The organism is Roseobacter sp. HKCCA0434 (assembly GCF_032464675.1).
Classification (GTDB): Bacteria; Pseudomonadota; Alphaproteobacteria; order Rhodobacterales; family Rhodobacteraceae; genus Pontivivens.
This window is the reverse complement of the sequence record NZ_JAWDKL010000001.1, coordinates 306,522-319,831: the sequence shown is the minus strand read 5'-3', so window position 1 is coordinate 319,831 and position 13,310 is coordinate 306,522. Positions and strand designations below refer to the sequence as shown.

At 68.3% G+C, this 13,310-nt stretch carries 12 protein-coding genes; 7 read left to right on the top strand and 5 right to left on the bottom strand.

Annotated features, from left to right (window positions below; genetic code table 11):
* Positions 1-12: 12 nt before the first annotated feature.
* The 3 genes from RX333_RS01620 to hpaR form a co-directional block, all read right to left on the bottom strand.
* The gene (locus RX333_RS01620; RefSeq protein WP_316013162.1) at positions 13-1,851 is read right to left on the bottom strand and encodes an FAD-dependent monooxygenase; all 1,839 of its coding nucleotides are present in this window, start codon (positions 1,849-1,851) and stop codon (positions 13-15) included.
* 436 nt (positions 1,852-2,287) lie between these two features.
* Positions 2,288-3,886 carry a GMC family oxidoreductase gene (locus tag RX333_RS01615; RefSeq protein ID WP_316013161.1) on the bottom strand — a complete coding sequence of 533 codons (1,599 nt, stop codon included), beginning with the start codon at positions 3,884-3,886 and terminating at the stop codon, positions 2,288-2,290.
* Positions 3,887-4,243: 357 nt separating this feature from the next.
* A complete protein-coding gene (gene hpaR / locus RX333_RS01610) occupies positions 4,244-4,708 on the bottom strand; it encodes a homoprotocatechuate degradation operon regulator HpaR (RefSeq protein ID WP_316013160.1) in 465 nt (154 codons plus the stop codon).
* A gap of 96 nt (positions 4,709-4,804) precedes the next feature.
* Here hpaR and RX333_RS01605 point away from each other — a divergent pair, with 96 nt between their 5' ends.
* The 7 genes from RX333_RS01605 to dusA all read left to right on the top strand — a co-directional run bounded on the left by RX333_RS01605 (position 4,805) and on the right by dusA (position 11,399).
* Positions 4,805-5,212 carry a 5-carboxymethyl-2-hydroxymuconate isomerase gene (locus RX333_RS01605; protein ID WP_316013159.1) on the top strand — a complete coding sequence of 136 codons (408 nt, stop codon included), beginning with the start codon at positions 4,805-4,807 and terminating at the stop codon, positions 5,210-5,212.
* Positions 5,213-5,215: 3 nt separating this feature from the next.
* Positions 5,216-6,724: a 5-carboxymethyl-2-hydroxymuconate semialdehyde dehydrogenase gene (gene hpaE / locus RX333_RS01600; RefSeq protein ID WP_316013158.1), complete on the top strand. Its 1,509-nt coding sequence runs from the start codon at positions 5,216-5,218 to the stop codon at positions 6,722-6,724.
* Between the two features lie 36 nt (positions 6,725-6,760).
* The gene (hpaD, locus tag RX333_RS01595; protein ID WP_316013157.1) at positions 6,761-7,741 is read left to right on the top strand and encodes a 3,4-dihydroxyphenylacetate 2,3-dioxygenase; all 981 of its coding nucleotides are present in this window, start codon (positions 6,761-6,763) and stop codon (positions 7,739-7,741) included.
* Positions 7,742-7,807: 66 nt separating this feature from the next.
* Positions 7,808-8,680, top strand: coding sequence for a fumarylacetoacetate hydrolase family protein (locus RX333_RS01590; protein WP_316013156.1), 873 nt, complete (start codon positions 7,808-7,810; stop codon positions 8,678-8,680).
* Positions 8,677-9,474 carry a 2-oxo-hepta-3-ene-1,7-dioic acid hydratase gene (locus tag RX333_RS01585; RefSeq protein WP_316013155.1) on the top strand — a complete coding sequence of 266 codons (798 nt, stop codon included), beginning with the start codon at positions 8,677-8,679 and terminating at the stop codon, positions 9,472-9,474. The genes RX333_RS01590 and RX333_RS01585 overlap by 4 nt, the downstream gene beginning before the upstream one ends.
* An 11-nt stretch (positions 9,475-9,485) precedes the next feature.
* Complete coding sequence (locus tag RX333_RS01580; RefSeq protein WP_316013154.1) at positions 9,486-10,244, top strand: HpcH/HpaI aldolase/citrate lyase family protein; 759 nt, start codon at positions 9,486-9,488, stop codon at positions 10,242-10,244.
* A gap of 162 nt (positions 10,245-10,406) precedes the next feature.
* Positions 10,407-11,399, top strand: a complete 993-nt coding sequence (dusA, locus tag RX333_RS01575) for a tRNA dihydrouridine(20/20a) synthase DusA (RefSeq protein WP_316013153.1) — start codon at positions 10,407-10,409, stop codon at positions 11,397-11,399.
* A gap of 209 nt (positions 11,400-11,608) precedes the next feature.
* Here dusA and purQ read toward each other — a convergent pair whose 3' ends face one another.
* Positions 11,609-12,274 (bottom strand): phosphoribosylformylglycinamidine synthase subunit PurQ, encoded by a 666-nt coding sequence (gene purQ, locus RX333_RS01570; protein WP_316013152.1) that lies wholly within the window; start codon positions 12,272-12,274, stop codon positions 11,609-11,611.
* A gap of 10 nt (positions 12,275-12,284) precedes the next feature.
* On the bottom strand, positions 12,285-13,310 hold the full coding sequence (locus tag RX333_RS01565) for a zinc-dependent alcohol dehydrogenase family protein (RefSeq protein ID WP_316013151.1): 1,026 nt from the start codon (positions 13,308-13,310) through the stop codon (positions 12,285-12,287).

Sequence of the window (13,310 nt, the reverse complement as noted above, 5' to 3'; positions counted from 1 at the left end):
GCGCGCCCCGCGCTACCCGGTCAGGATGCCGGTGAGAAAAGTCGAGAGCCGCGCCACGTCGCCGAGCGGCAGGACACCGGCGACGTACTGATCCGGGCGCACCAGCACCATGCACCCCGCCTCGCGGTCGAGGCCGCGCATCTCGAATATGTCGCCTGCGCGCGGGTCGGGGCAGAAGACCTTCTCGTAATCGCGCAGGCCGAGGCGGCCCTTCCTGGGAAAAAGCAGCCGCGGCATGTCCGTAATCGCGAGCTCCGTATGGTGGCATTGCAGCACCGCGCGCACGTCCAGCGCCGCGTCGATATCGGCCCCTTCCGGGGTGATCGCATCGAGCAGCCCGCCTTCGCACGCGAGTGCGTCGCACAGCCGGGCCAGCGCATCGCGCTGCGCCGAGGGCGGTCCCGCGGGCGCGAAGGCCAGAAGCAGCCAGCGCGCATCGGTTCTCTGGACGTGACCGATCTGCATCGGGCGCCCGTCCGCGAGCCGGATGACGGGTGCCGAATGGAGCCGCATCCCCGTCGAGAAACCGCGCGCGAGCGGGGCCGCGTCATCCGCCAGGATTACATCGGACGGCTCGTAGCGGACGGACACCCCCGCAGTATAGCGGCCATGCTGCGCGAAATAGTGCTGCAACTTCGATTGGGACCGGGACCCGGGCGGGGCGCTCATCAACCGGGCCCATTCCTCGTCGAAGTCGATCAGCGCCTTGGCGACCGCCCGCCTCTCGCGCGAATAGCTTTTCAGCAGCGACGGATCCGCCTGTCCCCGCAGGACCGAGACCAGCTTCCAGGCCAGATTGAAGCCATCGCCCATCGACACGTTCATACCCTGGCCCGCCTTGGGGCTGTGGGTATGGCAGGCGTCGCCCGCGATGAAGACCCGCGGCGCGCGGTCGTCGCCCCCGGCCGCGTCGTCGAACGCGTCCGTCATCCGCTGGCCGATCTCGTAGACCGACCACCAGACCACCTCGGCCGCCTCGATCGAGTAGGGGGCAAGGATGCGGTTCGCGGCGCTGATCAGGTCCGTGACCTCCAGATTCCGGTGCGACACCCGCTCCTCGGGGTTCAGCGCATCGAGCTCGACATAGAGCCGCACGAGGTATCCGCCCTCGCGCGGGATCACCAGCACCGTGCCCTCGTCGGCGGACTGGATGAGGCTCTTGAACCGGATGTCCGGGAAGTCGGTGTCGAGCAGCAGGTCCATGACCCCCCAGGCCTGATGTGCCGCCTGGCCGACCAGCTTGCGACCGATCGCCCCGCGCACCGTGCTGCGCGCGCCGTCGCAACCGACGACGTAGCGCGCGCGCACGCTTTCCGCGCGCCCCGCATGGTCGAGCGTGACCGAGACGGCGTCATCCTCGACCTCCAGCCCCGTGACACTGCGACCGTAGAGCGGCTCCAGCCGGGTGGGGGAACTCCGCATCACGTCGAGGTACATGTCGTGCACACGCGCCTGGTTCAGGATGACATGCGGCATCTCGGACAGCCCGTCCTCGACATCCTGCACGCGGCCCGTGCGGACGATGCGGTCCGGCGCGTCGGGGTCCGGCTTCCAGAAGGTCGCCTCGTTCACCCAGTAAGCCTCGCGCATCACGCGTTCGGCGAAGCCGAAGCACTGGAACATCTCCATCGACCGGCAGGACACGCCGTCGGCCTGGCCCTTCTCCATCGGGCCGCTCCTGCGCTCGACGATCGCGGTGCGGATCTCGGGAAAGCCCGACAGGTAGGCGGCAAGTGTCAGGCCCGCGGGTCCCGCGCCGACGATCAGCACGTCGAGCGGGCGCGCGTCCCGCGGGGCCGCCTCCTTCAGATCCGGATCGCCGGGCCGAAAGCCGTTCAGGTGAAACTGCAAGGTCTCCTCCAACGCAGGGCGCGGCAAGCCCGCGCAAATCGTGTCACGAAGCGGCGATCCCCCCGTCCGGGCCGGGGTACGATCGCCGGGACCAGACCCGGACGATCTGCCCGGCGAGACAGGGCAGGGCCCCGCGAGAAACCAAACGATCCGAGCAATCGCGGCCATCGCGTCGAAGATGCATAGGCTCGGACTGAATGTCGCGGCACCAGCCCGGCAGATGCCACTCCATACCACGAGGCGAAGCGGGCCCGCTTTCTCTCCGCCCGATGCAATTGCCCGTCTCCACTCCACCGGCAAGCCTGTCGCGAGGCCATGCCCCCGGAACGACGCCCATCCGCGATCGGTCGGCCGATGCCCGACCCATAGATCGCGACCGCGACAGCCCCCGGTAATCGTCCCTCCCGCACCGCATCCTCCCGCGCGAACGGCGCCGTCATGCCGACAGCGTCTCCTTGCCCGTGATGAACCGCGCCGCACGTTCCGCGATCATCATCACGGGCGCGTTGGTATTGCCCGACACCAGCCGCGGCATGATCGACGCATCCGCGACGCGCAGGCCGCGAACGCCCTTCACCCGCAACTCGGTGTCGACCACCGCCATCCTGTCGCTGTCCGGGACCATCTTGGCCGTGCCGACGGGATGGAACACCGTCTTGCAGCTGCTGCGAATGAAGTCGGGCAAGGCGTCGTCATCTTCGAGCGCCTCGGGCGCGGGCCGGGCAAAACCCTCGACCAGGCTGGCCAGTGCAGGGGCGCGGTAGATCTCGATCGCCTTCCTGGTTCCGCGCAGCATGACCTCCAGATCCTCGGGATCCGAGAAGCTGCCCGCATCGAACAGCGCCTTGTCCTTCGGGTCGCCCGAGCGCAGCTTGACCGATCCGCGCGACCGCGGGCGCAGGCAGCAGGGATTGATCGACATGCCGTGCGCTTCGATCGGGGCGCGGTCGACCCAGCCGACCATCAGCGGAATGACGTGGAACTGCAGGTCGGGCAGGCCGGCATCGGACACGTCGATGAACCCGCTGCTCTCCACCACGTTCGACGTCAGGATGCCGGATCTGAAGGCCTGGTATTGCAACATGTGCCAGGCGGCCTTCAGCCCCTTGTCGTGACGATACAACGAGATCGGGTCCTTCGTGTAGCACTGGACGTTGACCTCCAGGTGGTCCTGATAGTTCTCGCCCACGCCGGGCAGGTCCGCGACCACGTCGATGCCATGCGCGGCCAGATGCGCGCGATCGCCGATCCCCGACAGTTGCAACAGACGCGGGGGCTCGATCGCGCCCGCGCACATCACGACCTCCCTGGCGGCGCCGATCGCAGTGCCGTCCTCCAGCTCGACGCCGGTGGTGTGATCGCCCTCGAACCGGATCCGCGCGACGCGGGTCTCGGTCATGATCTTCAGGTTCGGACGCGTCTCGGCCTGCCGCAGGAAGGCGGCCGCCGCCGACCACCGCGTCCCGTCATGGGTCGTGGTCTGGTAGAAGCCCACGCCCTCTTGCCGCGCCCCGTTGAAATCGGGGTTGTAGGGGAGGCCGGTCTGCTGCGCGGCGCGGATGAAGGCGCGGCTCAACGGGTGGTGATAGCCGGTCTCGGAGACGCGCAGCTCCCCTTCGGTGCCGTGGAACGCGTCGGCGATCTCCATGTTGTTCTCGAGATCGCGAAAGGCGGGCAGCACGCCCGAATAGCTCCAGCCGCGATTGCCGTCCTGTGCCCAGCCGTCGTAATCCTCGGCCTGGACGCGCACGTAGAGCATCGCGTTCACCGAACTGCCGCCTTCGATCACGTGGCCCTGCACGACGACGCTCTCGCGCCCGTTCACGGCATCGGATCTTTCCCCGACATAGTGCATCACGTCGACGCCCTTGTGGACGACCTTGAAAAAGGTCGCCAGGATATGGATCCAGGGATTGCTGTCCTTGCGACCGCTTTCGATCAGCAGGACCTTCACGCCCGGATCCTCGCTAAGCCGCGAGGCCATCACGCAACCGGAGGAGCCGCCGCCGACGACGATGTAGTCGAATTGTTCCATGCGTCTCATCTCAGCTTACGGAGACTGCATCTCGGTTTCGTCGGAGGGGTCCTCCCCGCAGGACCCGCTCCCCGGACCGGAGGACGCGACCCCGCCGATCGCCGATTGCCCGCCGCTGCGGGCGCCGTCGATAATCACGCCGTCATCGGGCATCCTCACCTCCCGTCCTGCGGCCTCCAGGTATTGAACATGTTAAGTTCATGGATATCGCAGTTCCGGGATTCGCGCGACGATAATCTCGCGCCGAGGCGTTGCGGGCGGACAATCAAATCACATGGCAACCCGGAAACCGCGCCGGTCGCCGGTCTGGCCTGTCGAACCCGGCTGCTCCGGCGCAACCGGGATTGGACCCAAGGCCTAGCCCCGATCCTCCAGCGCGCCGACCAGCGCGTCGAGATCGTCGAGCAACCGCGCGAGCTTCTCCCGGCCGAATTTCGCCTCGACATCCGCATAGATATCGACGCTTTCGGGCGTGATCTCGCGGATCAGCGCCGCGCTCGCCTCGGTCGGGCGGCTCAGCGTGCGGCGTCCGTCCTCCGGGTCGCGGTGCAGGGTGATCAGGCCCTTCGCCTCCAGCGTCTTGAGGATGCGCGACAGCGATGGGGCGAGGATGCAGGCCTTCTCGGCGATCTCCGACGCGTCGGCCTCGCCGGTCTCGTGCAGGACCCGCATGACCCGCCATTGCTGTTCGGTGATCCCGCGCTCCGACAGGATCGGGCGAAACCGCTCCATCAGCAACTCGCGCGCCCGCAGCAACGCGATCGGCAGCGTGCGCCGCGTCGCGGAAAGTTCGAATGCGTCTTCGTCGGTCGTGTTCGACATGTCGGGCCCTCGGCGTAGGGTCAGAACTCATGGAAAACGACGAGGTTGACAAGCCCGGCAATGCTTAACATGTTAAATTAAGGTTGAGGAGGACCCATGCCGCATTTGTCCGTCGAGTATTCCGCGGGCCTCGAGGATCGGGCCTGCCTGCGCACGCTTTGCGAGGCGCTGCACGGCGCGATGGTCGGGGCTGGCATCTTTCCGCTCGCGGGGATCCGCGTGCGCGCCCATCGCGCGGATATCGCAATCGTCGCCGACGGGCTGTCAGAGAACGACTTCCTCGCCATGACCCTGACCGTCGGGGCAGGGCGCACGACCGACGCCCTCAGAAAGGCGGGCGACGCGCTGTTCGCCGCCGCGCAGGCCGCGCTCGCCCCGGTGCTCGCCACGCCGCATTTCGCCCTATCGCTGGAGATCCGGGTCTCTGACCCGGCGCTCAGCTGGAAGGATACGCCGATCCATGATCGGCTTTCGCAGAAGGCTACGCTTTCGCAGAAGGATTGAACGATGACCCTCGAGACCAACCTCGCCAAGGCCAGGGACTACATGGCGCGCTTCGCCGCCGATGGCGTGATGAACCATATCGACGGCGAGAGCGTGCCCGCGAGGTCCGGCGAGACCTTCGAGACCATCTCGCCGGTCGACCTGTCGACGCTGGCCAGCGTCGCGAGGGGCGCGGAGGCGGATATCGACGAGGCGGTCGCCGCGGCCCGCGCCGCCTTCCCGGCCTGGTCGAGGATGCCGGGCGCCGAGCGTCGCAAGATCCTGATCGCGGTGGCCGAGGCCATCGAGGCCCGCGCCGAGGAAGTCGCCTTCACCGAATGCATGGATACCGGCCAGGCGCTGCGCTTCATGTCCAAGGCGGCCATCCGCGGCGCGGCCAATTTCCGCTATTTCGCGGATCAGGCCCCCCATGCCGAGGACGGCGCCGTCACCCGCACGCCCACCCAGATGAACACGACCTCCCGGCGGCCGATCGGGCCTGTCGGCGTCATCACGCCGTGGAACACGCCCTTCATGCTGTCCACGTGGAAGATCGCCCCGGCACTCGCCTCGGGCTGCACGGTGGTGCACAAGCCCGCCGAGTTCAGCCCGATGACCGCCAAACTGCTGGTCGAGATCGCCGAGAGCGCGGGCCTGCCCAAGGGCGTCCTGAACGTGGTCAACGGCTTCGGCGAGGAGGCGGGCAAACGCCTGACCGAGCACCCGGACATCAAGGCCATCGCCTTCGTCGGCGAAAGCCGCACCGGCTCAAGGATCATGGCGCAGGGCGCCCCGACCCTCAAGCGCGTGCATTTCGAGCTGGGCGGCAAGAACCCCGTCATCGTGTTCGACGATGCCGATCTCGACCGCGCCGTGGATGCCGCGACCTTCATGATCTACTCGCTGAACGGCGAACGCTGCACGTCGTCCTCGCGCCTGCTGGTGCAGGACACCATCCATGACGACTTCACCGCCCGCGTGGCCGAGGTCGCCAAGCGCATCAAGGTCGGCCATCCGCTCGACCCCGAAACCGTCGTCGGGCCGCTGATCCACCCCGAGCACGAGGCCAAGGTCCTGTCCTATTTCGACAGGGCCCGCGAAGAAGGTGCCACGATCGCGGCGGGTGGGGCGAAGGTCGGCGAGGAAGGCTGCTACGTCGCGCCGACGCTCTTCACCCAGGCCACCAACGACATGGCCGTGGCGCAGGAGGAGATCTTCGGCCCGGTGCTGACCGCGATCCCGTTCCGCGACGAGGAGGAGGCGCTGGCGCTCGCCAACGACGTGCAATACGGGCTGGCCGCCTATCTGTGGACGAACGATCTGAACCGCGCCATGCGAATGACCGACGCGCTGGAGGCCGGGATGATGTGGGTGAACTCGGAAAACATCCGCCACCTGCCCACGCCCTTCGGCGGCGTGAAGGCCAGCGGCATCGGCCGCGACGGCGGCGACTGGTCGTTCGATTTCTACATGGAGACCGTCAATGTCAGCTTCCCCCGCGCCAGCCACAAGATTCCCCGGCTCGGCGGCTGATCGCGCCGCCCACGACATCCCGAAGGGAGAGAGACCATGCCCATTCCGGCCCCGAACCTGTACCCGCCGTTCAACATCATCCGGCTGAGCCACGTCGATTTTGGCGTGACCGACCTCGCCGCGTCGAGGGCCTTCTATGTCGACACGCTGGGCCTGCAGGTCACCGACGAGGAGGACGGCACCCTCTACCTGCGCGCGATGGAGGAGCGCGGCCATCACTGCATGGTCCTGCGCCAGTCCGACACGGCCCATGTCAAATCGTTGTCCTTCAAGGTCTATGACGAGGAGCAGCTGGACAAGGCCGAGGCGTGGTTCGAGGGGCAGGGCCATCGCACGGAATGGGTCGAGCGCGCCCATCAGGGCCGGACGCTCGCGACCCATGACCATCTGGGCATGCCGATCGAGTTCTACTTCAAGATGGACCGGCTCGAGCCGATCCATCAGAAATACGCGCTCTACAAGGGCGTGAAGCCGCTGCGCATCGACCATTTCAACTGCTTCGTGCCCAATGTCGACGAGGCGGTGTCTTTCTACAACCAGCTCGGCTTCCGCGTCACCGAGTACACCGAGGACGAGGAAAGCGGGCGGCTCTGGGCCGCCTGGACCCACCGCAAGGGCGGCGTGCACGACATCGCCTTCACCAACGGCACCGGCCCGCGCCTGCATCACACCGCGTTCTGGGTGCCGACGCCGCTCAACATCATCGACCTGCTCGACCTGATGGCCACCACCGGCTACGTCGCCAATATCGAGCGCGGTCCGGGACGGCACGGCATTTCCAACGCGTTCTTCCTCTACATCCTCGATCCCGACGGCCACCGGATCGAGATCTACTGCTCCGATTACCAGACGGTCGACCCGGACCTCGAAGCGATCCGGTGGGACCTCAAGGACCCGCAGCGCCAGACGCTCTGGGGCGCGCCCGCGCCGAAATCGTGGTTCGAGAACGGCTCGGTCTTCGAGGGGCTCGACACCTCAGAGTCGACCCTGGGCGCGTCGCCGATCATCGCCCCGTGAAGGGCGGGGTGCCGCACGCCGCGCCCCTCGCTCTCCGTCCCGCCGCAACCGCCCGAGGAGGCCCCCATGACCGCCGCCAGATTAGCCGCCTTCAAAGCCGACGGGGCCGACCGCTACGGCGTCGTCACCGATGAGGGCATCATCGACCTGACCGCCGAATTCTCGCCTCGCTTCAAGGGGCTGAAGGAGGTCGTCGAAGCAGGCGCACTGGCCGAACTGGTCGCGGCCGCCGAGGGTCGCTCCGCCGATTTCCGCGAGGAGGACGTGACCTTCCTCATCCCCATCGCGACCCCCGAGAAGCTGATCTGCATCGGCGTGAACTTCCCGGACCGCAACGCGGAATACAAGGACGGCACGACGGACGCGAAATCCTACCCGTCGATGTTCATCCGCTTCCCGCGCTCCTTCGTGGGCCACGGCCGGAACCTCGTACGCCCCCCCGAGAGCGAACAGCTCGACTACGAGGGCGAGGTGGCCATCGTGATCGGCAAGGGCGGCCGCCGGATCGCGAGGGAAGACGCCTACGACCACATCGCCGCGATCACGCTGTGCAACGAAGGCACGATCCGCGACTGGGTGCGCCATGCGAAGTTCAACGTCACGCAAGGCAAGAACTGGGACCGGAGCGGGTCGATCGGCCCGTGGATCGTCCCCTTCACCGATGCCGGCCAGCTCGACGACATCAAGCTGGAGACCCGCGTCAACGGCGAGGTGCGCCAGCAGGACCGCACGGGCCGGATGATGTACGATTTCCGCTATATCGTCTCCTATGTCAGCACCTTCACCACGCTCGCGGCAGGCGACGTGATCGTCTGCGGCACGCCCACCGGGGCGGGCGCGCGGTTCGAACCGCCGATCTGGCTGAAACCCGGCGACGTGATCGAGGTGGAGGCCGAGGGCATCGGCATCCTGCGCAACGGCGTGGAGGACGAGGCGTGACCCCCGAGGAGATCGCCACCGCCGCCGCCGACCTCATGGAGGCCGAGCGCACCGGACGGCAGATCGGCCTCCTGTCGATGCGCCATCCCGGCATGACGCTGGACGATGCATATGCCGTCCAGACCGCGCAGATGGCGCGCAAGCTCAAGGCCGGTCACGAGGTGATCGGCTGGAAGATCGGCCTGACCTCGAAGGTGATGCAGGACGCGCTCGGCATCGACACACCCGATTCCGGCGTTCTCTACGACGACATGCTGTTCCGGTCGGGCGACACCGTGCCCGCCGGGCGCTTCATCCAGCCCCGCGTCGAGGCCGAGATCGCCTTCGTGATGAACGGCCCGCTGGACGGCGACGTCACGCGCGAGGACGTGCTCGCCGCGACCGAGGCCGTGGCCCCCAGCCTCGAGATCCTCGATACCCGCACCCTGCGCAAGGACCCCGAGAGCGGACGGGCCCGCGTCATCCAGGACACGGTCGGCGACAACGCCGCCAATGCCGGGATCGTGCTGGGGGCCGCGCGCCACGCACCGGGCGCCGTCGACCTGCGCTGGACCGGCGCCATCGTGCGCAGGAACGGCATGGTCGAGGCGACCGGGCTCGGCGCCGCGGTCCTCGACGACCCGGTCATGGGCATCGTCTGGCTGGCCCGACGCATGGGTCAATACGGTCAGCGCATCGAAGCCGGGCAGGTGATCCTGTCGGGCAGCTTCATCGCGCCACTAGAATGTCCGCCCGGAACCACGATCGACGCCGATTTCGGATCCTTCGGCTCCGTCTCCATTTCCTTCGACTGAGGAGCCACGCTATGCCCGCCCCCGTGAACGCCTTCAAGGCCCGGCTGAAGTCCGGCGACACGCAGATCGGCCTCTGGATCGGGCTCGGCGACCCTTCGGTTGCCGAACTCTGCGCCGGGGCCGGGTTCGACTGGCTGGTGATCGACGGCGAGCACGGCCCGAACGGCCTGCGCGACGTGCTGGCCCAGCTGCGCGCCGTCGGCACCCGCTCCCACCCGGTCGTGCGCACCCGCGACGACAACCGGGCCGAGATCAAGCAGATGCTCGACATCGGCGCGCAGACCCTGCTCGTCCCGATGATCGAAAGCGCCGACCAGGCGCGCGAGGTCGTGCGCTCGGTGCTCTATCCGCCCGCGGGCCTGCGCGGCGTCGGGGCCGCGCTGGCACGGGCATCGGACTACAACGCGGTTCCCGACTACCTGCACAGCGCCAATGACCAGATCTGCCTGCTGCTCCAGGTCGAGAGCCGGGCTGGCATCGCCGCGCTCGACGATATCCTGACGTTGGACGGCATCGACGGCGTTTTCATCGGCCCCTCCGATCTCGCCGCCGACATGGGCTTCGTCGGCCGTCCGGGCGCGCCCGAGGTGCAGGCGGTCATAGATGACGCCCTGCGGCGCATCCGGTCCGCAGGCTGCGCCGCGGGTATCCTGACATCGGACCGGACGCTCGCCGCAGGCTACGCGCGCGACGGCGTCGAGTTCCTCGCCGTCGGCTCGGATGTCGGCGTGATGCGCGCGGGCCTGAAGGAGTTGCGCGACGCGTTCTGACGTCGCGACCGCCCCCCCCTCCCGGCGCTTCCCGGCAACCATCCGTCATCCGCCGGGGGCGGTTTCCCTCCCGGCCACATATCGGCTAAAGAGCAACGAAGAAACCGCAGGCTCCGACGGGCCACGACACGGCAGCCGTCGCCAGTCCGAAGATACGAAACCATGCAACTGACCCGCCACGCCAGATTGTCCGTCGCCCCCATGATGGACTGGACCGACCGCCACTGCCGCCTGTTCCACCGGCAGTTCAGTCGGCACGCGCTGCTCTATACCGAGATGGTGACCGCCCGCGCCATCGTGCACGGCGAGCCCGAGCGGCTGCTCGCCAAAAGCCCGCGCGAGGGCATCGTTGCCCTGCAGCTCGGCGGCTCCGAGCCCGAGGTGCTGGCCGAAGCGGTGCGGCGCGCGGCCCCTTTCGGCTACCCCCAGATCGACCTCAACTGCGGCTGCCCCTCCGACCGGGTGCAGTCCGGCGCGTTCGGCGCGGTGCTGATGCGCGATCCCGGCCTCGTGGCCGAGTGCGTCGCCGCGATGAAGGACACGGCGCAAGACACCGAGATCACAGTGAAATGCCGCATCGGCGTCGACGAGCAGCACCCCGAAGACGTGCTCCCCGAATTCCTCGCCCGGGTCTCCGCCGCCGGGATCTCCCGCTTCACGATCCACGCGCGCAAGGCCTGGCTGCAGGGTCTCAGCCCCAAGGAAAACCGCGACATCCCGCCGCTCGACTACGACCTGGTGCACCGGATGCGCGGGCTCTTCCCGTCGCTGCACCTGTCGATCAATGGCGGCCTCGCCACGCTCGACGCGGCAGAGGCGGAGCTGGAGAAAGGCATGGACGGCGCGATGATCGGCCGCGCGGCCTATCACGACCCGACAGGCATCCTCTCAGATGCCGACCGCCGCATCTTCGGCGCGGACACGGCCCCCGTGGCCCCCGAGGACGCGGTGCGCGCCATGTACGACCATATCGAGGCGGAGCTGAGCGCGGGCACCCGACTCAACCAGATCACCCGCCACATGCTCGGCGCCTTCACCGGCCGCCCCGGCGCCCGCGCGTGGCGACGTACCCTGAGCGAAGGCGCTCATCGCGACGGCGCAGGGATCGACCTGGTGGAGCAGGCGCTTTCCCATGTCGAACAGCGCGCGGCCTGAGAGGGTCGGAGCCTCCGGCGGGGATATTTTCACGAATCCGAAAGGATTGCTGTGCGACGGTCAGCGCGCGGTACAGGCTGGGAAGCCGATGACCGCCGAAGCCGAAGGATGTGCCCTCGCGCAGGAACCCGGCCAAAAGCCAGCCTGTTCGGGGGCACACATTGCTCCTTCGGATTCGTTCAAATATCCAAACCCGACCGCGCCGCCGGTCAGGCCGTTTCGAGCGACGCGACCAGCCCGTCGAAGAAGGCCGCGCCGTCCGTGCCGCCGAGTGCGGGATCGTTCATCCGCTCGGGATGCGGCATCATGCCCAGCACCCGCCGGTTCTCGCTCAGCACGCCCGCGATGTCGTTGAGCGAGCCGTTCGGGTTGCCCTCGTAGGTGAAGGCGATCCGGTCCTCGCCCGCCAGCCGCGCCAGCCCTTCGGGATCGGCGATGTAGTTGCCGTCGTGATGGGCGATGGCATAGGTCGCCGTCTCGCCCAACCCGGCGGTGAAGACGCTGTCATGGGTCGCGACCCGCAGCGCCTGCGGGCGGCAGACATATTTCAGGCCCGCATTGCGCATCAGCGCGCCGGGCAGCAGTCCCGCCTCGATCAGGATCTGGAAGCCGTTGCACACGCCCAGCACCAGCCCGCCGCGCAGCGCGAAATCCACCACCGCGTTCATGATCGGCGCGCGCGCCGCGATCGCGCCGCAGCGCAGGTAGTCTCCGAAGGAAAAGCCCCCCGGCACCGCCACGATATCGAGCCCGTCGGACAGCACCGTCTCCTTGTGCCAGACATTGACGGGTGCGCGGCCGCTCGCGCGCTCGAAGGCGACCTGCATGTCGCGATCGCAATTCGATCCGGGGAAGGTGATGACGGCGGCTTTCATGTCCGGCTCCTCAAACGGTAAAATCGGTGATGACGGCGACACCCGGCGGCGCAGGCCCGTCGAAGGCTTCCAGTTCGGTCTGCGCGTCCGACAGCCCCACCCGCCGCGCGATCATCGGCGACAGGTCGAGCCCGCCTTCGATCAGCGCGAACAGCGACGGGTATTTCCACGCGGGCATCCCGCGCGTGCCGTAGAGTGCCAGCTGCCCGGAATAGACCGCATCCATCGGCACCGGCATGGTCAGGTGATCGCCCGACGGCATGCCGATCTGCACGTGGCGGCCCAGCTTGCGCAGGCAGCGGATCGAGTTGGCGGTCGTCGCGGGGATGCCCAGCGCCTCGACGCTGACATGCGCGCCGCCGCCCGTCACCTCGCGGATCGCCTCCACCGAGCCCTCGGCGGGCAGGGTGGTCGCGCCCAGCTCCTCGGCCAGCGCAAGCTTTTCCGGCACCACGTCCACCGCCACGACCCGCGCGCCGAGTGCGCGGCCCAGCATGATCGTGGCGAGCCCGATGCCGCCGATTCCGTGCACGGCCAGCCACTCGCCGGGGGCAAGCGCCGCACGATCCGTCAGCGCGTGCCAGGCGGTCGTCACGCGGCATCCCAGCGCCGCGGCCAATGCCGGGTCCATGCCTTCGGGCAACCGGGCGAGATTCACGTCCGCGCGCGGCACCGCGATCGCTTCGGCGAAGGCCCCGGCGGTGGTGAAGCCCGGCACGATCTGGTCGGGACAGGTGGTTTGCTCGCCGCGCCGGCAGGACGGGCAACGCCCGCAGGCCAGGATGAAGGGGGCCACCACCTTGTCGCCCAAGCGCCAGTCGCGCACCTCGGGCCCCACCTCGCGCACCGTGCCGCAGAACTCGTGGCCGGGCACATGGGGCAGGGGGACGGGATCGCCCCCGGTCCAGGCGTGCCAGTCCGACCGGCAGAGGCCGCAGGCCAGCAGGTCGAGCACCACCCCGTCCGCCGGGCAGTCCGGCGCGGGGATGTCCTCGATCTCCAGCCGGCGCCAGTCGGTCAGGACCGCCGCGCGCAT